The organism is Cupriavidus sp. 01L43, assembly GCF_056399925.1.
Genome location: NZ_JBFTSH010000011.1, coordinates 74535 through 95539 on the forward strand (window position 1 = coordinate 74535; position 21005 = coordinate 95539).

Genomic DNA, 21005 nt, shown 5'->3' on the forward strand with positions numbered 1-21005 from the left:
GAATTTTCGGAAAATCATCCGGGCAAGGCCAATGCACCGGCCAGCGAATCCAGGATTTGCCCACCGCCGAAGCTCAGCTGCTCGGGCACGGCGCCGCCCAGCGTCATCCGGATCGCGCAGTACTTGAACTCCGGAATCTTGCCGAACGGGTCGAGCACCGGGTTGGTCAGCTTGTTGATGGCCGCCTCGTAATAGCAGAACGGCACGAACACGGCACCGCGCGGGGTGCCATCGTCGGCGCGCGCGTAGAGCACCACCTGGCCGCGCCGGGACGCCAGCGTGACCACGTCCCCGGGCTTGCCGCCGAGTGCCGCCAGATCGAGCGGATGGACCAGCGCCACCGGATCGGGCTCGATGGCGTCGAGCACGCCGGCGCGGCGCGTCATGCTGCCCGTATGCCAGTGTTCGAGCTGTCGGCCCGTGATCAGGACCGTCGGATATTCCTGATCCGGACGCTCCGCCGCCGGGATGATGTCTGCCGGCACGAATCGCCCGCGTCCGCTTACGGTCGGGAACGTGTCGGTAAAGATCACCGGCTCGCCTGGATCTCCCTCCGTCTTGCAGGGATAGGTCACCGCATGCTCGCGCTGGAGCCGCGCCCACGTCATGCCGCCGATGCTCGGCATCGCGTGTCGCATTTCGTCGAAAACCAAGGCCACGGGCGCCGCATCGCGGGTGGCATGCCCGTAGTCCCAGGGCAGCCCGAGCCGCGCAGCCAGTTCGCACAGAATCCACAGGTCCTGACGCGCCTGCCCGGGCGGGTCGATGGCCTGCCGGCCAAGCTGCACGGTGCGATCCGTATTGGTAAACGTGCCGGTCTTCTCGGGGAAGGCCGAGGCGGGCAGCACCACATCGGCCAGGCAGGCGGTCTCGGTCAGGAAGATGTCCTGCACCACCAGATGGTCGAGCGCGGCCAGCGCCTCGCGCGCGTGCTGGGCGTCCGGGTCGGACATCGCCGGGTTCTCGCCCATGATGTACATGCCGCGCACGGTACCCGCTTCGATAGCCTGCATGACCTCCACCACGGTCAGGCCCGGCTGCTTGTCCAGCGGCATGCCCCACAGCGCCTCGAAGGCGGCATTGGCGGCGGGGTCATCCACGCGCCGGTAGTCCGGGAACATCATCGGGATCAGCCCCGCGTCGGACGCGCCCTGCACGTTGTTCTGCCCGCGCAGCGGATGCAAACCCGTGCCCGGCCGGCCGATCTGGCCCGTCATCAGCGCCAGCGCGATCAGGCAGCGCGCGTTATCGGTGCCATGCACGTGTTGGGACACACCCATGCCCCACAGGATCATCGATCCCTTCGAGGTGGCATAGAGCCGGGCCACCTCGCGGATGGTTTCCGCGTCGATGCCACAGACCGGGGCCATGACTTCGGGGCTGTACGGGGCCACATTGGCCGCCAGCGCCTCGTAGCCGGCCGTGCGCGAGGCAATGAATTCGGGATCGACAAGTCCTTCCTCCACAATCACATGCATCATCGCGTTCAGCAGCGCCACGTCCGTATCGGCCTGGAACTGGAGGAAACGGTGCGCAAAGCGCGCCAGATCCGATCGGCGAGGATCGGCGACGATCAGCTTCGTACCGTTGCGCACCGCATTCTTGATCCAGGTGGCCGCCACCGGATGGTTGACCGTGGGATTGGCGCCGATCAGCAGCACCACCTCGGCCTTGCCGACATCCATCACCGGATTGGACACCGCGCCCGAGCCGATCCCTTCGAGCAGCGCCGCCACCGATGAGGCATGGCACAACCGCGTGCAGTGATCGACGTTATTGCTGCCAAACCCGGTCCGCACGAGCTTCTGGAACAGATAGGCTTCCTCGTTGCTGCCCTTGGCCGAGCCAAACCCCGCCAGTGCGCGGCCACCCAGCGTGTCCCGGATGCGCGCAAGCCCGCCGGCGGCCAGCGCCAGCGCCTCTTCCCAGGTGGCTTCCCGGAATACCTCCATGACGCGATCGGGATCCAGCACGATGTCGCCGGATTTCGCCACGCCTTCGCGCCGCACCAGCGGCACCGTCAGCCGGTGCGGATGCTGGGCGTAGTCGAAGCCGTAGCGCCCCTTCACGCAGAGCCGATTGTGGTTCGCCGGGCCATCACGCCCTTCCACGAACAAAATGCGGTTGTCCTTGACGTGGTACGTGAGCTGGCAGCCCACGCCGCAATACGGGCAGACCGAATCCACCTCGCGGTCGGGCACCGCCAGCGCCACGTTGCGTGCCGGCATCAGCGCGCCGGTCGGGCAGGCCTGCACGCACTCGCCACAGGCCACGCAGGTGCTGACGCCCATCGGATCGGCCATATCGAAGACGATGCGCGCATGATCGCCGCGAAATGCCAGCCCGATCACGTCATTGGCCTGTTCGTCGCGGCAGGCACGCACGCAGCGCGTGCACTGGATGCAGGCGTCGAGGTTGACGGCGATGGCTGGGTGCGACAGGTCAGCCGGCACCGCCTCGCGCGGGGCGAAGCGTGGCTTGCCGACTTCGAGCCGGGCCGACCACTGGTCGAGTTCACTATGGCGCGTGTACGCGGTCTCCGGCATGTCGGACTGGAGCAGTTCCAGCACCATGCGCTGCGCGCGGCGGGCACGCTCGGAGTCCGTGTGCACCGTCATGCCATTGGCCGGCGCGCGGCAGCACGACGGCGCCAGCACGCGTTCCCCATCGATCTCCACCATACAGGCGCGGCAGTTGCCGGCCGTATCCAGCCCATCCTTGTAGCAAAGATGCGGAATCTCGATGCCTTCCCGACGCGCCACCTGCAGCAGCGACTCCCCGGGGCGGGCGGTCACGTCCCGGCCATCGAGCCGGAAGGTGACCTCGGTATCGGACGACGCCTGAACGAGCGCGACTTCAGCGCGGGTCAGTGCATTCATGGCTGGCCCTCCGGAGGAGCGACGGATGTGAGTTCATGCGGGAAGTAGCGGATCACACAATCGACGGGATTCGGCGCGGCCTGCCCCAGCCCGCAGATCGATGCGTCACGCATCACGGCGGACAGGTCGGCCAGCGCGGCCAGGTCCCACGCCGCTGCCGGCTGCCGGATCAGGTCGAGCGCCTTGGCCGTGCCCACACGGCACGGCGTGCACTGCCCGCAGGACTCGTCGCGGAAGAAATGCATCAGATTGCGCGCGGCATCGACGGCCCGGTCGTGGTCGGACAGCACCACGATAGCCGCCGAGCCGATAAAGCAGCCATGTGGCTGCAAGGTGTCGAAATCGAGCGGAATATCGCCCATCGCCGCCGGCAGGATGCCGCCGGACGCCCCGCCCGGCAGGTAGCCGTAGAAGGCGTGGCCGTCCAGCATGCCGCCGCAGTATTCGTCGATCAGCTCCCGCACGGTGATGCCAGCCGGCGCCAGATGCACGCCGGGATGCCGCACCCGGCCGGATACGGAGAACGAGCGCAAACCCTTGCGACCATGCCTGCCCTGCCGTGCGAACCACTCCGGGCCGCGCTCCACGATCTCGCGCACCCAGTACAGGGTCTCGAAGTTGTGCTCGAGCGTGGGCCGGTCGAACAGCCCGACCTGCGCCACATAGGGCGGACGCAGCCGGGGCATGCCACGCTTGCCCTCGATCGATTCGATCATGGCCGACTCTTCGCCGCAGATATACGCGCCGGCGCCCCGCCGCAGGTGGATCTCGGGCAGGCCGGGCACGGGCGGCGCGGCGCGCAGTTGCGCCAGGGCCTCGGTCAGCACGGCACGGCAGCCCGCGTACTCATCGCGCAGGTAGATATAGATGGCGGCCACGCCGGTCACGCGTGCGGCCACCAGCATCCCCTCCAGGAAGCGGTGGGGATCGCGCTCCAGGTAGACGCGGTCCTTGAACGTGCCCGGCTCGCCTTCGTCGATATTGACGGCCATCAGGCGCGGCGCCGGCTCAGCCCGGACGATGCGCCATTTGCGGCCGGTGGGAAAGCCCGCCCCGCCCAGCCCGCGCAGGCCCGAGTTCTCCATCACGGCGATCAGCGCATCCGCATTGGTATCGCCCTGCTCCAGCGCCTGCAACAGGCGATAGCCGCCCTGGGCGCGATAGTCGTCATAGCCGAGGTAGGGTTGGGGGTCATCGCGCACCGTGCCGGCCGTCACGCAGGCCTGGACGGCAGCAGGCGTGGCGGCATCCACGGGATGCTGGCCTACCAGCACGGCCGGCGCCCGTTCGCAGCGGCCGATGCAGGGCGCGGCCAGCACGCGGACATCGGTGCCGAGCAACGCCGGCAGGCGTTCCAGCAGCGCGGGCGCGCCGGCCATCTCGCAGGCGATGCCCTCACAGACGCGCACGGTCAGCGCCGCCGGGGCGGCGATATGGCCGTCGGCGTCCTCTCGGACAATATCGAAATGGTGATAGAAGCTGGCCACCTCGAAGACTTCGGTCTGGGCCATGCGCATTTCCTGCGCCAGCGCGGCCAGATGGGGGGTGGCCAGTTGACCGTAGTGGTCCTGGATGGCGTGCAGATGCTCGATCAGCAGATCGCGGCGGCGTGGGGCATCGCCCAGCAGCTGGCGCACCTCGGACAGTGCCGCCGGATCCACCTGCCGGCCCTTGGGCTGGCGGCGCTTCCGCTCGCGTCCCCCGCCCTCCACCACAATCGGAATCACAACCTGGTTCATGGGGAATCCTGTCGGTTGCTGTGTTGCGCGCCGGCTATGCTGCCGGCTGGTCTGATGATACGCCCGGCATCGCCAGACGCACGGGGCCCGCGATGGCGGGCCCCTTCTGTCTAACCCGGCGCTCGGCTCAGGTCAGGTCAGGTCAGGTCGTCCGGCACGGCCCGATAGCCCATCGGCGGCGCCGAACTATCGTTGACGTACTTCCGGGCATGGGCCTCGCGCATCGGCTTGAGCACGAAGATCGCCAGCACCGCCGAGAGCGCCGCCATGCCGGAGGCCAGCATGAACACCGCGTGCCAGTCACCGGTGGCGGCGGTAATCACACTCGAGAACGGTACCAGCAGCGCGGCCGTGCCCTTGGCCGTGTACAGCAGGCCGGCGTTGGTCGCCGCAAACTTGGGGCCGAAGGTGTCGCCACAGGTGGCCGGGAACAGGCTGTAGATCTCGCCCCAGGCGAAGAACACCACGCCGGTCAGAATCACGAACGCCACCGGGTTGTGCCCGTACTTGGACAGCAGCAGGATGCCGACCGCCTCCACCGCGAAGGCCAGGAACATGGTGTTCTCGCGGCCGATGTTATCGGAGATCCAGCCGAAGAACGGCCGGGTCAGCCCGTTCAGCACGCGGTCGATGGTCAGCGCGAAGGTCAGCGCCGGCAGCGTCAGCCCGAGGATGGACACCGGCGAGTCATGGAGCCCGAAATCCTTGGCGATGGGGCCCAGCTGCGCCGTGGCCATCAGCCCGCCGGCGGCCATCATCACGAACATCGCGTACATGACCCAGAAGATCGGCGAGGACAGCACCTGGCGCGGCGACGCATTATAAGTAGCAGCCGCCTTCAGGGTGCTCTTCACGTCGGAGAGGATCTTGGCCGACGGCGGATAGAGCGCCAGGCCCAGGATCACCACCACGATGCCTTGCCCCAGCCCGAAGGTCAGGAAGGTGCTCTCGTAGCCGCTGGTCTTGATCATGTTGGCGATGGGCACCACGGTCAGCGCGGAGCCCGCGCCGAAACCGGCCGCCGTAATCCCCGCCGCGAGCCCGCGCCGGTTGGGGAACCACTTGAGCGCATTGCCCACGCAGGTGCCATACACCGCGCCGGCCCCGACGCCGCCAATGGCCGCAGCGAAGTACAGCAGCGGCAGCGACGACGCCACCGAGTTCAGCGCCCATGCAATCGCACAGAGCAGGCCGCCGCCCACCACCACCGGGCGCGGGCCGTACTTGTCGACCAGATAGCCCTCGATCGGCACCAGCCACGTTTCCGTGACCACGAAAATCGTAAACGCCACCTGGATGGCCGTGCGGCCCCATTGGTATTTGTCATCGATCGGATTGACGAACAGGGTCCAGCCGTATTGCATGTTGGCGATCATCGCCATGCAGATAACGCCGAATACGAGCTGCGTCCATGGGGACGCAAATCGTGACGTGGACGCGCTTTGCTGTAGTTCCATGGTGTCTCCTTCTGGCGGTCATCGCCGCCGTTGTGGATGGGCATCTGATTCGATGCCTCTGTGTACCGCTATCGTTTTCTAGATGTTTTCGTAGAGTGGCTCGCCGCTCTAGTGCTATACAGTATGTGGTATATCACCCAAGTCAAGCCGTTTTCAGGTGACCAGTTTTTCTGCCCGATACGACTCAGACCACCGCCGCCCGGAGCGAGGCTGGCAGTGGTGCGCCGGGCGCATCAAACCATGCCGCGAAACGGCGCTCGGTTCGTTGCCGATCAATGACTTAGCGGGCGACGCCAGATCAATGGCGCGGCCTGACGGCCAGCACCTGGGATACTGCAATGCGAGCGGAAAAGAGATGTCCTAGGGAAAGTCCTAGGCGAGGAAAAAGCCGGGAAACGCGGGGTCAGGCGGGGTCAGGCTGGATCAGGCGGGGGATGAAGCGAGGGGGAAACGAAAGATACGGCCGATGAGTACGACGACTGCTGGGAGGGAGTTGCCGGCCGCTACAAGCTCCCTGCCTTCGAACCCAACTGGCTTACGCGTGGGCGAACTGCGGGCGCGCGCCAGCGGCAGGCGTCGCACGGCCGATCCCGTCCACTGCCTGATCCGAGCCGAGGCCGGCAAAGCGGCCATGGTCACCGGCGGTGGTCAGCAGACCCATCGGCAGGCGCGTGGCAATCAGCCAGGTTACGGAAACACCCGAGGCAATCAGACCGAGGGCGATGAGGGAAAGCTGTGCGGCGTGCATGAAAACTCCTGAATGAGGTAGGTCAATGAGTCTTCAGTATATGCTGCACCGCGAGGTCTGTAAATATCCTGTATGTGATATATCAATAGAAGATTGGCACTAAAAACAACAACGCACCCCGTGGGGTGCGTTGTGGATCGCTTCTTGCGAGAACGACTCTCGAATTCGAGGGAAATAGCGCCTTATTCAGCGCAAAAAACGTTGCGGCGCTGCATCAGATGAATCCGATTCACGGCCCTACCCCGCTTTCTTCATCTGGCCCTGTTCGTACTCCTGGCCACGCAGGTTGTCCCACACCGCCGCCGCGTTGGGCTTGAGCGAGCGCGCCTTCCTTCGAACCAGCATCACGTTGTTGTTGACCTGGGGCCGCAAGGGCCGCAGCACGGCCGCGGGCGCCAGACCGGCGGCCTGGGTGCGCGACGGCACCACGCCGATGCCGAGCCCCATCGCCACCATGCCGAAAATCGCCGAGAAATGCCCGAGCAGTTGCAAGGCGCCGGGCCGTACGTGATAGGTGGCCAGCGCACGCTCCACGGCGGGCTGCACGCCCGAGTTATGGTCGAGCGAGAGCACCGAGGCATCGGCAAGTTCGCCCCAGCCGAGGGACTCGCGCGCCGCCAGCGGATGCCCGGAGGGCAGCACCGCGTGCAGCGGGTCCATATAGAGCGGTTCGCAATAGAGGTCGTCGCAGGCCACCGGGTTGCTGGCGATGCCGAAGTCCACCTCGCCGCTGCGCACACTTTGCAGCACGCATTCGTGCGAGCGGTCGCGCAGCGTGATGCCGATGCCGGGCCATGCCGTACGGCAGCCGGCCACCCACATCGGCATGGACATCGACGACAAGACCGGATCGGTGGCGATATGCACGGTGCCCTGGCTGGGCTTGCCGGTGCCGTGGCTCTCGCGCAGCGTCTGCTCGACTTCCTCGATCAGATGGCAGATCCGTTGGGACAGATGCTCGCCGGCGTCGGTCAGCTCCACCTGGCGCGTGGTGCGGTCGAACAGCCGCTGGTCGATTTCCTCCTCCAGCTCACGCACGCTACGACTGATGGCCGACTGGGTCAGGCCGAGCTCCGCCGCCGCGCGCGTGAAGCTCTTCTGGCGCGCAACCGCAGCAAAGGCCTTCAGTTGGGGAAGCGAAACATTCATGGTGCCGCTCCTTGTCCTTGCATGGTGGGATGGGTTGCCGCGTGTCCGGTGATGAAGCGCCGGCGCATCGGCTGCAACAGGAACTTGGCGGACAGCCCCGCTGCCACGGTCAGCACGGCCGCCACCGTAAAGACCAGGCTCCAGCCACCACGATGCGACAACACCGAGGCCAGCGGCACCAGCATCGCCGCCGTCCCCTTGGCCGTATAGAGCGTGCCCGCATTGGCTGCGGCGTACTCGCTGCCGAACGTATCGGCACAGAGCGCCGGGAAGATCGAGAAGATCTCGCCCCAGAACAGGAAGGTGAGCGCCGCGAAGAACATGAACCAGTACGGGTTGTGTCCGAATTCCATCAGCCCGATCAGCGACAGCCCTTCGCCGATGAAGATGAAGAACATGGTGTTCTCGCGGCCGATGCGGTCGGAGATCAGGCCGCACAGCGGGCGCGTCAGCCCGTTGCAGAGGTTGTCGATGGACAGCGTCATGGTCAGCAGCGGCAGCGTCATGCCCAGCAGCGTGACCGGCATCGACGCGAAGCCAAAGTCCTTGGCGATGGGGCCGAGCTGCGCAGTGGCCATGATGCCGCCTGCCGCCACGGCCACGAACGATGCGTAGATCACCCAGAACACCGGCGTGCGCACCATCTGGCCCGGCGTCAGCGCCACGGGGTTGGTCAGGTTGGCCTTGCCGGCGACGAGCCCCTTGGGCGGCTTCGGCTTGACCAGCAACATCGCCAGGATGAAGATCAGCACGCCCTGCAAGATGCCGAACGTGAAGAACGCGTGCTCGTAGCCCGATTTCTGGATCATGTTGGCGATGGGGATCACGGTCAGCGCCGAGCCCGCGCCGAAGCCGGCSGCGGTCAGCCCGGCGGCCAGGCCGCGCTTGTCCGGGAACCACTTCAGCGCGTTGCCCACGCACGTCCCATAGACGCCGCCCGCGCCGATACCGGCCACGACGGCCGCCGCGTAGAGCATCGGCAGCGAGGTGGCGAACGAGTTCATGACCCAGGCTGCTCCGGCGCACAGCGCGCCCACGGCCACCACGGGGCGCGGGCCGAACTTGTCCACGAGCCAGCCCTCTACCGGCACGAGCCAGGTTTCGGTGACGATGAAAATGGAGAAGGCGACCTGGATGGGGGACTCGCCCCAGTGATGACGCGCATTCATGGGCGTCACGAACAGCGTCCAGCCGTACTGGAGGTTCGCCACGAGGCCCATGCAAAGGACGCCGATGAAGAGCTGGAACCAGCGATTGCGGAGCAAGCCGCCCTGCCCGTCCAGATTGCCGTTGCCAAAGGCGGGGCCTGCCGCGTGCGGGTGCGCCATGTCGTGTCTCCTTACATTAGTGTGTCTCGCGCTCTGACGGCGCGACTGGTGGGCAGACCTGCGTGGGGACGCCCTACTTCACTACTGAATGAGCGCGCCTGACATTGCGGCACGTTGCATTGCTGATTGATGCTACTTCAAACTTAGATACGCAAAGCATAAAGTTTTTTATTATGATCATTGACGATCCTTTATAGATTGCAGGATATCGACCAATGAAGAACGCCACGCTGCGCCAGTTGAAAGTGTTCGAAACGGTGGCCCGCCACCTGAGCTTTTCGCGCGCGGCGGAGGAACTGCATCTCACGCAACCCGCTGTTTCCACACAGGTTCGGCAGCTCGAACATCACGTGGGCCTGCCGCTGTTCGAGCAGCTGGGCAAGCGGATCTACCTCACGCCGGCCGGCACGGAGATGCTGCACTACAGCCGCAGCATCATCCAGCAATTCCGCGAGGCCGAGGACGCGATGGCGCAACTCAAGGGTATTTCCGGAGGCCGGCTCAACGTGGCGGTGATCAGCGCCGGCGATTATTTCTTTCCCCGCCTGCTGGCTGAATTCATGAATCGGCATGATGGCGTGACGCTGAATCTCGCGGTGCACAATCGTGAGGAACTGTTGCACCAGCTGGCCGGCAACCTGACCGACCTCGCCGTCATGGTGCGCCCGCCCGAAGGCATGGACACCATCGCCGAGTCGTTCGCCCCCCACCCCTATGTCATCGTGGCCGCGCCGAACCATCCGCTGGTCGGGCGCCGCGACATCCCCCTGGCCGGGCTGGCCGAAGAGGCGTTCGTCTCGCGCGAGAAAGGCTCCGATACCTGGAATTCGATGCAGGAAGGTTTTGCCGGGCGGCTCTCGAACCTGCGCATCGCCATGGAGATCAAGAGCACCGAGACGATCAAGCAGGCGGTCATCGCCAATATGGGTATCGCCTTCCTGTCCGCGCACACGGTGGGGCTGGAGCTACAGGCCGGCAAGCTGGCCGTGCTCGACATCGAAGGATTCCCAGTCATGCTGAACTGGTATGTGGTGCACCGCAAGAACAAGCGGTTGCCGCCCGTGGCGCTGGCATTCAAGCATTTCCTGATGGAAGAAGGCGCCACCCTGATCCAGCAGATCACCGGCGTGGAGGGGCTGATCCGGCCGCGTATCGCCCACCAGGTCCAGATTCCCAATGTATAAGCGATAGCTTATGGTTTCTCGATGAAACTTTAATTATCGTAAATCGTTCGTCGCGCCTACTCTGCACTTGTACCAAGCTCGTGACCTTGCAAACACAGGAGACGATCATGAACCCACTGCATCCCGCCGCGTCTTCCGCGTCCGTTTCGTCGCCCGTCGCCGGCGCCACGGGCCCTGATCGTACGTTGCAACTCGCCGCCTTCAACGCCGCCTTCGCCGAACTGGGCCTGCGCTTCCGCTGGGACATGCCGATGTTCGAGTGGCTCTGCGGCATCGAATGCGAGAAGACCCGCGTGGCCCGCTATATCGAGGAACACCACGCGCATCTGCTCAACGCCTACGACGCGCCGTTCCTGAGCCAGCTGATCTTCGACAAGAAGAACGAATACCTGCGTGCGATGTCCGGCACCGGCATGAACTAGGCGTTTTACGATTTCCCTTTACGATTCGTCGCGCAATACCAGACAGGCCGTTCCCTCGGGAACGGCCTGTCGCATTTGCCCCTTCGTTTATCAAATGCCCCCAACGGTTGCTGTCTCGTTGGGGGCTGGTTGTGCTGGAGATGCCGGCAGGTCTGGCTATGCCGGCGGGGCGGACCGCATCAGATCTTGCCCGCTCCCCTCGCCCACTTGTACTTCGCGCCGAGCACGGCCACCGGGATCTCGGTCGAGTACGCGTAGGACGGCACGCCGTGCTCGTACAGGTACTCGGCAGCTTCCTCCACCTGCACGTCGCCGGCCAGCGACGCCACGATCGGCTTTTCGATGCCCTTCGCCGCCATCTCCTCCTTCACTTCGATGACCAGCTGGGCGAACACCATCGGCGGCGTGATGATCGTGTGCCAGTAGCCGAGGATGATCGCGTGGATGCGCGGATCTTCCATGCCAAGGCGCAGCGTGTTCTTGTACGTCGTGGGCGGCTCGCCGCCGGTGATGTCCACCGGATTGCCGGCCGCGCCGAACGGCGGGATGAACTTGCGGAACGCGGCGTCGAGGTCGTCCGGCATCGTCATCAGGGACAGGTTGTTGTCCACGCAGGCATCGGACAACAGCACGCCCGACCCGCCCGCGCCCGTGATGATGACCACGTTCTCGCCCTTCGGCGTCGGCAGCTTGGGAATGCCGCGCGCGAACTCGAGCAGGTCGCGCAGCGAGCGCGCCCGAATCACGCCGGCCTGCTTGAACACGTCCTCGTAGATGCGGTCGTTGCCGGCCAGCGCGCCGGTGTGCGAGCTGGCTGCCCGCGCGCCCATGCTGGTCCGGCCAGCCTTGAGCACCACCACCGGCTTCTTCTTCGACACCCGGCGCGCCACCTCGGCAAAGGCGCGGCCATCCTTCAGGTCCTCGCAGTGCTGGGCGATGATCTCGGTGTTGTCGTCCTGCTCGAAGAAGGTGAGCAGATCGTCTTCGTCGATATCCGACTTGTTGCCCAGGCCGACGATGGCCGACACGCCCATCTTGGCCGAGCGCGAGAAGCCGATGATGGCCATGCCGATACCGCCCGACTGCGACGACAGCGCCGCCTTGCCCTTCACGTCATACGGCGTGCAGAACGTGGCGCAAAGGTTCTTCGGCGTGTAGTAGAAACCGTAGATATTCGGTCCCATCAGGCGGATGTCGTGCTTGCGGGCAATCGCCACGATCTCGTCCTGCCCTTGCACGTTGCCGGTTTCGGCAAACCCGGACGGAATCAGCACGGCGCCGGGAATGCCCTTCTTGCCGACTTCCTCGAGCGCCTGGGCCACGAACTTGGCCGGGATCGCAAACACCGCCACATCGATATTGCCCGGCACATCGAGCACGCTCTTGTAGGCCGACATGCCCATGATCTCTTCGGCCTTGGGGTGGATCGGGTAGATCTTGCCCTGGTAGCCGCCGTTGATCAGGTTCTTCATCACCGAGTTGCCGATCTTCCCGTCCTCGGCGGATGCGCCGATCACCGCCACCGTGTCCGGGCGCATGATGCGGTTCATCTGCTTGACGATCTGCTCCTGCGTCGGACGGTACTTCTCCGGCTGCGGCGAGAAGTCCACCACGATCCGCACGTCGGCGGCGATGGCGCCGTCCTTGCTGGCGAACACCGGGTTCAGGTCCAGCTCGGAAATCTCCGGGAAATCGCTGACGAGCTGCGACACGCGCTCGATCATGCCGGCCAGCGCCTCGCGGTTGGCCGGGTCGGCGCCGCGCACGCCCTTGAGCACCTCGGCAGCGGCAATGCCGTCCAGCATCGACAGCGCATCTTCGTTGGTGGCCGGTGCCATGCGGAAGGTGATGTCCTTGAGCACTTCCACCAGCACGCCGCCCAGGCCGAACGCCACCAGCTTGCCGAACGACGGATCGGTCACGGCGCCGATGATCACTTCCTGGCCGCCTGTGATCATTTGTTGCACTTGCACGCCGATGATTTCGGCGTTGGCGTTGTACTTCTTGGCGTTCTCGATGATGGTGCGGTAGCCCTGCTCCACATCCGCCGCCGATTTCAGGCCCACCAGCACGCCGCCGGCTTCGGTCTTGTGCAGGATGTCCGGCGAGACGATCTTCATCACCACCGGAAAACCCATCTTCGTCGCCAATTCCACCGCGTTCGACGGCGATTTGGCCACGCCCTCGCCCGGCACCGAGATGCCATAGGCGTCGCAGACGAGCTTGCCCTCGGGCGCCGTCAGCGCAGCGCGCCCCTCTTCCTTCACGGTCGCCAGAATCTTGCGTACCGCATCCTTGTCATGTGCCATGTCAGGTCTCCATCTGTTCAGGCATTGCAGACAATCATTCGAGAGGTGGCGCGGCTCAGACCGCGCCGGYCGCCTTCAGCGCCGCGATCTGGGCCGGCGAGCGGCCGAGCCAGTCGAGGATTTCTTCGGTGTGCTCGCCCAGCAGCGGCGAACGTTCCACTTCCACGGGCGAGGCCGAGAGCGTGATCGGGCAACCCAGCTGCACGTACTTGCCGCGCTCCGGGTGGTCCAGCTCGACCAGGTAGCCGCGGTCGAACATCGACTCGTCCTCGATCAAGTCCTTCATCGAGAGAATCGGGCCGCACGGCACGTCCACCTCGTTCAGGGCGTCCATGACCTCGAATTTCGTCTTGGTCTTGGTCCACTTCTCGATGATGGAGAAGCACTCGCCCAGGCATTTCAGGCGCGCTTCCGGCGTGGCGAACTGCGGATGGGTGATCAGGTCCTCCCTGCCGCACAGGCGCATCAGCGGCTCCCAGCCTTGCGGCTGAATGATCACGTAGACGTAGTCGTTGGCCCCGCCCGGCGAGCAGCGCAGCGCGGCGCCCGGCTGGCCGCCGCCCGACGCATTGCCGGCACGCGGCACATAGTCGCCAAAGGTTTCGTTCGGAAATTCCTTAAGCGGACCGGCCGAGAGGCGCTGCTGGTCGCGCAGTTTCACGCGGCAGAGATTCAGCACCGAATCCTGCATCGCCACTTCCACGCGCTGGCCACGGCCCGAATGCTCGCGGTGCAGCAGCGCGGCCAGGATGCCGACCACGCAGTGCACGCCGGTACCCGAGTCGCCGATCTGCGCGCCGGTCACCGTCGGGGCACCATCCTCGGTACCGGTCGTGCTGGCCGAGCCGCCCATGCACTGGGCCACGTTTTCGTACGCCTTGCAGTCCGCGTACGGCCCCGGGCCGAAGCCCTTGATCGACGCGTAGATCAGGCGCGGGTTCAACTCCTGCAGGCGGTCCCAGTCGAAACCGGCGCGGTCGAGCACGCCGGGGCCGAAGTTCTCCACCAGCACGTCGCAGCGCTGCACCAGGTCTTCCAGCAGCGCCTTGCCCTCGGGCGTCTTCATGTTCAGCGTGAGGCTGCGCTTGTTGGAGTTCAGCATCGTGAAGTAGAGGCTGTCGGCGTTCGGCACGTCGCGCAGCTGGCTGCGCGTGATGTCGCCCCGGCCAGGCAGTTCCACCTTGATCACGTCGGCGCCCAGCCAGGCCATCAGCTGGGTGGCCGAGGGGCCGGCCTGCACGTGCGTCATGTCCAGGATGCGGACACCGTCGAGTGCTTTGTTATTCATGCGTTGTCTCCTTGAGTATTCTCGTGCGCGCTTGCTGGATAACGTATGTGATATATCACGACACAACAAGAAGAAAATGCAGCGCGGTTCAGACTTTTCATTCCGCATCGCAATAGATCCTGCGGCATACACGAGCGTTAACCCGCAACATAGAAGGCTTTGCGATCAATCTTGCGCGATTGATGCGATGGCCTTGTCAGCGCGGACATCCCTTTTGCGCGATTCAGCTCGCACCCAGTTTCGGCATGATTTTATTATTGATATATTACATATCGTATTTTACGCCGCGAAAAACTGAACAGGCGGGTCCCGACCTGCGGCCCGCGGCGCTTTTCAACCGAGGAGACACGTGAACATTCACGAATATCAGGCCAAGGAGTTGCTCAGGCGCTATGACGTGCTTGTACCGCATGGCCGCGTGGTCTTTACGCCAGACGAGGCCGCCCATGCCGCCCGCAAGCTGGGCGGCCCGGTCTGGGTGGTGAAGTCGCAGATCCACGCTGGCGGCCGCGGTGCCGGCCGCTTCGCGGATGACAGCTCGGGCAAGGGCGGCGTGCGCGTGGTGAAGTCGATCGATGACGTCCGCTCGAGCGCCGCGCAGATGCTGGGCAAGGCCCTGGTCACCAGGCAGACCGGCCCGGCCGGCCGGGTAGTGCGGCGCCTTTACGTCGAGGAAGGCTGCGACATCGCGCGCGAGCTCTACCTGGGCATCCTGATCGACCGCGCCACGTCGCGCATCACGATCATGGCGTCCACCGAAGGCGGCATGGAGATCGAGGAGGTTGCCGCACGCACGCCCGAGAAAATCCTGAAGGTGGCAATCGATCCGGCCAGCGGCATCCAGCCGTTTCATGCACGCCGGCTGGCATTCGGCCTGGGGCTGTCGGGCAAGCAGGTGGGCGCGGCTACCCGTTTTATCCTCTCGACCTACCGCGCGTTCACCGAACTCGACGCGTCGATCGTCGAGATCAATCCGCTTGTGGTCACCGGCAGCGGCGACGTGATGGCGCTCGACGCCAAGTTCAGTTTCGACGATAACGCCCTCTTCCGCCATCCCGACATCGATGCCATGCGCGACGAGAGCGAGGAAGACCCGGCCGAGACCGAAGCCGCCCGGCACGCCCTGAACTACGTGCGGCTGGACGGCAACATCGGCTGCATGGTGAATGGCGCAGGCCTGGCGATGGCCACGATGGACATCATCAAGCTCCATGGCGGCGAGCCGGCCAACTTCCTCGACGTAGGCGGTGGCGCCACGACGGAGCGCGTCACCGCGGCGTTCCGGCTGATCCTGGCCGATCCCAGGGTCGAAGGGATTCTCGTCAATATCTTCGGCGGCATCATGCGCTGCGACGTGATTGCCGAAGGCGTGGTGGCCGCGGCGCGCGAAGCGGACCTGACCGTGCCGCTGGTGGTGCGGCTGGAAGGCACCAACGTCGACCTCGGCAAGAAGATCCTGCGAGATTCGGGCCTGCCGGTCGTCTCGGCCAAGGATCTTGCCGATGCGGCCGAGAAAGTCGTGGCCGCCGTGCGCACGCACCCATCGAAGAAGGGAGGAAAGTGAAATGGCCGTGCTGATCGACAAAGACACACGCGTGATCTGCCAGGGCTTTACCGGCGCACAAGGCACATTCCATTCGGCACAGGCACTGGCCTATGGCACGAAGATGGTGGGCGGCGTCACGCCCGGCAAGGGCGGTGAATCGCACCTGGGCCTCCCGGTCTTCGATACCGTGGCCGCTGCCGCCAATGCCACAGGCGCCGACGCCTCGGTCATCTATGTGCCGCCACCGTTCGCCGCCGATGCCATCCTGGAGGCGGTCGATGCCGGCATCGCGCTGATCGTCTGCATCACCGAAGGCATTCCCGTGATGGACATGGTGCGGGTCAAGCGTGCGCTGTCGGGGTCCGGCAGCCGCCTGGTTGGCCCGAATTGTCCGGGGGTAATCACGCCGGGGCAATGCAAGATCGGCATCATGCCCGGCCACATCCATACACCGGGCAAGATCGGCGTGGTGTCGCGCTCGGGCACGCTGACTTATGAGGCCGTGGCGCAGACCACGGCGGCCGGACTGGGGCAATCGACCTGCATCGGCATCGGCGGCGATCCGGTGAACGGCACCGACTTCATCGACTGCCTGGAGATGTTCCTGGCCGACGACAAGACCGAAGGCATCCTCATGATTGGCGAGATTGGCGGATCGGCGGAGGAAGAGGCAGCCCAGTTCCTGCGCGATGCGCACAGGCGCAAACCGGTGGCGGGCTTTATCGCCGGCACCACGGCGCCGCCGGGACGCCGCATGGGGCACGCCGGCGCGATCATCTCGGGCGGGACGGGCTCGGCGGAAGCGAAGGTCAACGCCATGCGCGAAGCCGGCATCCATGTCGCCGGGTCGCCAGCGGAGCTGGGTGCGACCATGGCGGCGGCAATGAAGCAGGCATCGGAACGCGCCCCGCTCAGACGAAACCTGGCGTTGGCCAGCGCGTGAACGTAGAAACGGAAAAGGCCGGGAGAATCGCCCGGCCCTATCGTTCCTGCGCCATGCTGCAACTGCGTCCGGTGAGTCAGCCGGCTCCTGCCTCGGCGCCCGTCCTGGCTTCCAGTTCCGTGATGCGCTTGCGCAGCGCCCGCTCTTCCTGGAAGCGCACGGTCTCGTCACGGATCACCGCCACGATGCCGGTGATTTCCCCGCCCTGCCCGTGCAGCAGCGCCACGGTAAAAGCGATCGACATCGCTTCGCCGTTCTTGTTGATCGCCGGGACCTTGAGCAAGTCATGGCCGTAGCGGGTCTGGCCCGTTGCCATGGTCTTGTCGTAGCCCTCCCAGTGGCGCGCACGCAGGCGCTCGGGAATAATCAGATCCAGCGACTTGCCCAGGGCCTCCTCCCGGGTGTAGCCGAACATGTACTCGGCGGCCGGGTTCCATAATGTGATGGCACCGTCGGCGCCGGAGATGATCACGGCGTCGCCGATGGCCGACACCAGCTGTTCATAGTCGATCGCGGTCTGCATGGTCTTGGTCTTTCCTGAGCTTTCCAGGCGAATGGGAGGGTGGCGAGGTTCGCCACCAGGGGTCCGGGCTGTCATTGTGGCACCGTCGGCCATGCCGGTCCCTCAGCTTGGCGTCCAAACCATGAAGCGCCAGGGTGCGTTACGTCCCGTCTACGCATTCCCCGGCGCTCCAGGTGTGGCCCGCTGTCACATTGGGCACTGGCAGTGCTGGCGCCTGGCTCAGATCACCTGCGACTCACGCAGACGGGAGATCTCCTCGGCGGCATAGCCCAGGCTGGCCAGCACTTCCTCGCTGTGCTCGCCCAGCAGCGGCGAACCGGTGATTTCCGGCTTCATGGCCGAGAACTTGATCGGGCTGCCCACGGTCAGGTACGTGCCACGTTCCTTGTGCGGGACTTCCACGATCGAACCGCTCTTGCGCAGCGATTCATCCGCCGCGAGTTCCTTCATTGACAGCACCGGCGAGCAGGGAATATCGAACTTGCGCAGGATGTCCACCGCCTCGTACTTGGTCTTGTCGGCAAGCCATTCTTCGATGGTCTTGAAGATTTCGAAGATATGCGGCTGACGGCCCTTGGGCGTGTTGTAGTTCGGATCGCTGATCCACTCTTCCTTGCCCAGTGCCTTGCAGATCGGCTCCCAGGCGTGGCCCTGGATGGTGAAGTAGATATAGGCGTTGGGATCGGTCTCCCAACCCTTGCACTTCAGCACCCAGCCCGGCTGGCCGCCACCGCCGGCGTTGCCACCACGGGGCACCACGTCGCTGAACGTGCCGTGCGGATACTGGGGATACTCTTCCAGATAGCCCTGGCGGTCCAGTCGCTGCTGGTCGCGCAGCTTCACGCGGCACAGATTCAGCACGGCGTCCTGCATCGATACGGCAACCTTCTGACCCTGGCCGGTCTGCTGGCGGCCGATGATCGCGGTCAGGATGCCGATGGCCAGGTGCATGCCGGTGTTCGAGTCACCCAGGGCGGCGGCCGACACGGTCGGCGGGCCGTCCCAGAAGCCGGTGGTCGACGCGGCACCGCCAGCGCACTGTGCCACGTTCTCGTAGACCTTCAGGTCTTCATAGTGGTGGCCGTCGCTGAAGCCCTTGACCGATGCCACGATCATCTTCGGGTTCAGTTCCTTGATGCGCTCCCAGGAGAAGCCCATGCGGTCAAGCGCACCGGGGCCGAAGTTCTCGACCAGCACATCCGATTCGCGGATCAACTGCTCCAGGATCTTCTTGCCTTCCGGCTTCTTGGTGTCCAGCGTCAGCGAGCGCTTGTTGCTGTTCAGCATGGTGAAGTACAGCGCGTCCGCGTCGGGAATGTCGCGCAATTGCGTGCGGGTGACGTCGCCGGAGCCGGGGCGCTCCACCTTGATGACGTCTGCGCCGAACCATGCGAGAAGCTGCGTGCAGGCGGGGCCGGCTTGCACGTGCGTAAAGTCGATGATCTTGATGCCGTTGAGTGGGAGGTTCACAATCGCTCTCCTGATGGAATAGAGGGTGAAACTGGGGTGGATTACTTCTTGGCCGCGCTCTGCGGATTCAGATTGGTCAGACGACCGCTTTCGGTACCGGCAGCCGGGTCGATGACGGCGTTGACCAGCGTGGGCTTGCCCGACCGCAAGGCTTCGTTCACCGCGGCTTCGAGTTCCGCCGGTGTGGTGACGTTGTGACCAACCCCACCGAACGCTTCCATCATCTTGTCGTAGCGCGCCCCCTTGACGAACATCGTGACCGCCGGATCGTTGCCGCCGGTCGGATTCACGTCGATACCCTTGTAGACGCCGTTATTGTTGAAAATGACGATGCAGATCGGCAGGTTGTAGCGGCAGATAGTTTCCACCTCCATGCCCGAGAAGCCGAACGCACTGTCACCGCACAGCGCGAGGACCGGCTTGCTGGTTTCGACCGCCGCAGCGACCGCGTAGCCCATGCCCACACCCATCACGCCCCAGGTGCCCACGTCCAGGCGCTTGCGCGGCTCGTACATGTCGATCACGGCACGGGCGTAGTCCAGCGTGTTGGCGCCTTCGTTGACAAACGAGATGCCCGGATTGGCTTTGACGACGTCCTTCAGCGCGCGCAGCGCGCTATGGAAGTTCATCGGCGACACATCCTTGGACAAGGTCTCGGCCATCTTCGCCAGGTTCTTGTCCTTGCGTTCGTCCACCGCGTTCAGCCAATCGGCGCCCGGCTTGGCAAAACCGTTGCCGATCTTGTCGAGCATTGCCGATACGCACGAACCAATGTCACCCACTACGGGCGCGGCGATGGCCACGTTACTGTCCATCTCGGTCGGCGAGATGTCGATCTGGATGAACTGCTTCGGCTTGCCCCAGGTCTTGCCTTTGCCGTGCGACAGCAGCCAGTTCAGGCGCGCGCCGACCAGCATCACCACGTCAGCTTCCGCCAGCACGTACGACCGTGCGGCCGAGGCCGATTGCGGGTGTGTATCGGGCAGCAGGCCCTTGGCCATCGACATCGGCAGGTACGGAATGCCGGTCTTCTCGACCAGCGCGCGGATATCCGCATCGGCGCGAGCGTATGCGGCACCCTTGCCCAACAGGATCAGCGGGCGCTTGGCGCTCTTCAGCAGCGCGACAGCACGGTCGATCGAGTCCGGTGCAGGGAGTTGGCGCGGGGCCGGGTCCACCACCTTGATCAACGACTTGCGGCCACGCTCGGCTTCCATCGACTGGCCCAGCAGATTGGCCGGCAGGTCCAGGTACACACCGCCCGGACGGCCCGACACGGCGGCGCGGATGGCACGCGCGATACCGACACCAATGTCTTCAGCGTGCAGCACGCGGAAGGCAGCCTTGGCGTGCGGACGGGCGATAGCCAGCTGGTCCATCTCTTCGTAGTCACCCTGCTGCAGATCGACGATCTCGCGCTCGCTCGAGCCGCTGATCAGAATCATCGGGAAGCAGTTGGTGGTCGCATTCGCCAGCGCCGTCAGCCCGTTCAGGAAGCCGGGCGCAGACACGGTCAGGCAAACGCCCGGCTTCTGCGTGAGAAAGCCGGCAATCGCTGCGGCGTTGCCGGCATTCTGCTCATGACGAAAGCTGATAACGCGCATGCCGTTGGCCTGCGCCAGACGGGCCAGATCCGTGACCGGAATACCGGGCAGGCCATAGATGTTCTCGATGCCGTTCAGCTTCAGCGCTTCGATGACCAGATGAAAACCATCGGTTTGTGCCTGATGTTCTTCGCCAGCCTGACGCTGCAGCTCGTTTCCGACTTCTGCCATGGTTGCATCCTTCTATACAAATTGACGGGGATTGGAAAACTTCTGCTTCAAGGTGTCTTCAGCGGTCGTTCTCGCGCCCGCCTGGCTACTTCGGACTTCACGATGTCTCCTCCTTGACGATTCGCTACAGGCAGCGACCTTTGGCAAATACGGTATGTGATATATCAGTATTCAGCAAGCATTGATGCGAACTTTCGTCGATGCGCCGCAGCATTTCCCCGAAGTTACGCACCCAGATAAGGGAA

Annotated in this window: 15 protein-coding genes; 4 read left to right on the top strand and 11 right to left on the bottom strand. The window is 64.7% G+C overall.

The features are described 5' to 3' along the window. Window positions 1-14: 14 nt before the first annotated feature. The 6 genes from fdhF to oxlT (AC1DP9_RS18510) form a co-directional block, all read right to left on the bottom strand. Window positions 15-2879 (bottom strand): formate dehydrogenase subunit alpha, encoded by a 2865-nt coding sequence (gene fdhF / locus AC1DP9_RS18485; RefSeq protein WP_477108154.1) that lies wholly within the window; start codon window positions 2877-2879, stop codon window positions 15-17. Then, entirely contained in the window at window positions 2876-4618 is a 1743-nt protein-coding gene (locus AC1DP9_RS18490; RefSeq protein WP_477108155.1) for an NADH-ubiquinone oxidoreductase-F iron-sulfur binding region domain-containing protein, read from the bottom strand. The genes fdhF and AC1DP9_RS18490 overlap by 4 nt, the downstream gene beginning before the upstream one ends. Window positions 4619-4755: 137 nt before the next feature. Next, window positions 4756-6075, bottom strand: coding sequence for an oxalate/formate MFS antiporter (gene oxlT / locus AC1DP9_RS18495; protein WP_477108156.1), 1320 nt, complete (start codon window positions 6073-6075; stop codon window positions 4756-4758). 535 nt (window positions 6076-6610) lie between these two features. Further along, window positions 6611-6823 (bottom strand): hypothetical protein, encoded by a 213-nt coding sequence (locus tag AC1DP9_RS18500; RefSeq protein WP_092299756.1) that lies wholly within the window; start codon window positions 6821-6823, stop codon window positions 6611-6613. Between the two features lie 237 nt (window positions 6824-7060). Then, the gene (locus AC1DP9_RS18505; RefSeq protein ID WP_092299753.1) at window positions 7061-7972 is read right to left on the bottom strand and encodes a LysR family transcriptional regulator; all 912 of its coding nucleotides are present in this window, start codon (window positions 7970-7972) and stop codon (window positions 7061-7063) included. Continuing rightward, on the bottom strand, window positions 7969-9300 hold the full coding sequence (gene oxlT, locus AC1DP9_RS18510; protein WP_092299750.1) for an oxalate/formate MFS antiporter: 1332 nt from the start codon (window positions 9298-9300) through the stop codon (window positions 7969-7971). Before oxlT (AC1DP9_RS18510) ends, AC1DP9_RS18505 begins: the two co-directional genes overlap by 4 nt. A 215-nt stretch (window positions 9301-9515) precedes the next feature. On the opposite strand from oxlT (AC1DP9_RS18510), the gene AC1DP9_RS18515 reads away from it, so the two are divergent. Together AC1DP9_RS18515 and AC1DP9_RS18520 are read left to right on the top strand one after the other, a co-directional pair. After that, complete coding sequence (locus AC1DP9_RS18515) at window positions 9516-10484, top strand: LysR substrate-binding domain-containing protein (protein WP_477108157.1); 969 nt, start codon at window positions 9516-9518, stop codon at window positions 10482-10484. A gap of 107 nt (window positions 10485-10591) precedes the next feature. Next, window positions 10592-10906, top strand: coding sequence for an HAD family hydrolase (locus AC1DP9_RS18520; RefSeq protein WP_441593462.1), 315 nt, complete (start codon window positions 10592-10594; stop codon window positions 10904-10906). A 179-nt stretch (window positions 10907-11085) separates the two neighbouring features. Here AC1DP9_RS18520 and AC1DP9_RS18525 read toward each other — a convergent pair whose 3' ends face one another. Both AC1DP9_RS18525 and frc (AC1DP9_RS18530) read right to left on the bottom strand, forming a co-directional pair. Beyond that, complete coding sequence (locus AC1DP9_RS18525; protein WP_477108158.1) at window positions 11086-13215, bottom strand: acetate--CoA ligase family protein; 2130 nt, start codon at window positions 13213-13215, stop codon at window positions 11086-11088. A 55-nt stretch (window positions 13216-13270) separates the two neighbouring features. Continuing rightward, a complete protein-coding gene (gene frc / locus AC1DP9_RS18530) occupies window positions 13271-14503 on the bottom strand; it encodes a formyl-CoA transferase (RefSeq protein ID WP_477108159.1) in 1233 nt (410 codons plus the stop codon). Window positions 14504-14852: 349 nt separating this feature from the next. Here frc (AC1DP9_RS18530) and sucC point away from each other — a divergent pair, with 349 nt between their 5' ends. After that, window positions 14853-16067, top strand: coding sequence for an ADP-forming succinate--CoA ligase subunit beta (sucC, locus tag AC1DP9_RS18535; RefSeq protein ID WP_477108160.1), 1215 nt, complete (start codon window positions 14853-14855; stop codon window positions 16065-16067). 1 nt (window position 16068) lies between these two features. Beyond that, window positions 16069-16992, top strand: coding sequence for a succinate--CoA ligase subunit alpha (gene sucD / locus AC1DP9_RS18540; RefSeq protein WP_477108161.1), 924 nt, complete (start codon window positions 16069-16071; stop codon window positions 16990-16992). A gap of 76 nt (window positions 16993-17068) precedes the next feature. On the opposite strand, the gene AC1DP9_RS18545 is transcribed toward sucD, so the two are convergent. From AC1DP9_RS18545 to oxc, 3 genes are all read right to left on the bottom strand, one after another. Continuing rightward, a complete protein-coding gene (locus tag AC1DP9_RS18545; protein WP_144197077.1) occupies window positions 17069-17515 on the bottom strand; it encodes a PAS domain-containing protein in 447 nt (148 codons plus the stop codon). A gap of 219 nt (window positions 17516-17734) precedes the next feature. Beyond that, window positions 17735-18985 (bottom strand): formyl-CoA transferase, encoded by a 1251-nt coding sequence (gene frc / locus AC1DP9_RS18550; protein ID WP_092299730.1) that lies wholly within the window; start codon window positions 18983-18985, stop codon window positions 17735-17737. Between the two features lie 41 nt (window positions 18986-19026). Further along, complete coding sequence (gene oxc, locus AC1DP9_RS18555) at window positions 19027-20760, bottom strand: oxalyl-CoA decarboxylase (protein WP_092299727.1); 1734 nt, start codon at window positions 20758-20760, stop codon at window positions 19027-19029. Window positions 20761-21005: the final 245 nt, after the last annotated feature.

Coding starts and splice junctions, on each gene's coding strand:
- sucD (WP_477108161.1), top strand. CDS start 16,069: ATGGCCGTGCTGATCGACAAAGACACACGCGTGATCTGCCAGGGCTTT.
- AC1DP9_RS18520 (WP_441593462.1), top strand. CDS start 10,592: ATGAACCCACTGCATCCCGCCGCGTCTTCCGCGTCCGTTTCGTCGCCC.
- AC1DP9_RS18545 (WP_144197077.1), bottom strand. CDS start 17,515: ATGCAGACCGCGATCGACTATGAACAGCTGGTGTCGGCCATCGGCGAC.
- oxc (WP_092299727.1), bottom strand. CDS start 20,760: ATGGCAGAAGTCGGAAACGAGCTGCAGCGTCAGGCTGGCGAAGAACAT.
- AC1DP9_RS18505 (WP_092299753.1), bottom strand. CDS start 7,972: ATGAATGTTTCGCTTCCCCAACTGAAGGCCTTTGCTGCGGTTGCGCGC.
- oxlT (WP_477108156.1), bottom strand. CDS start 6,075: ATGGAACTACAGCAAAGCGCGTCCACGTCACGATTTGCGTCCCCATGG.
- fdhF (WP_477108154.1), bottom strand. CDS start 2,879: ATGAATGCACTGACCCGCGCTGAAGTCGCGCTCGTTCAGGCGTCGTCC.
- AC1DP9_RS18490 (WP_477108155.1), bottom strand. CDS start 4,618: ATGAACCAGGTTGTGATTCCGATTGTGGTGGAGGGCGGGGGACGCGAG.
- AC1DP9_RS18525 (WP_477108158.1), bottom strand. CDS start 13,215: ATGGCACATGACAAGGATGCGGTACGCAAGATTCTGGCGACCGTGAAG.
- AC1DP9_RS18500 (WP_092299756.1), bottom strand. CDS start 6,823: ATGCACGCCGCACAGCTTTCCCTCATCGCCCTCGGTCTGATTGCCTCG.
- AC1DP9_RS18515 (WP_477108157.1), top strand. CDS start 9,516: ATGAAGAACGCCACGCTGCGCCAGTTGAAAGTGTTCGAAACGGTGGCC.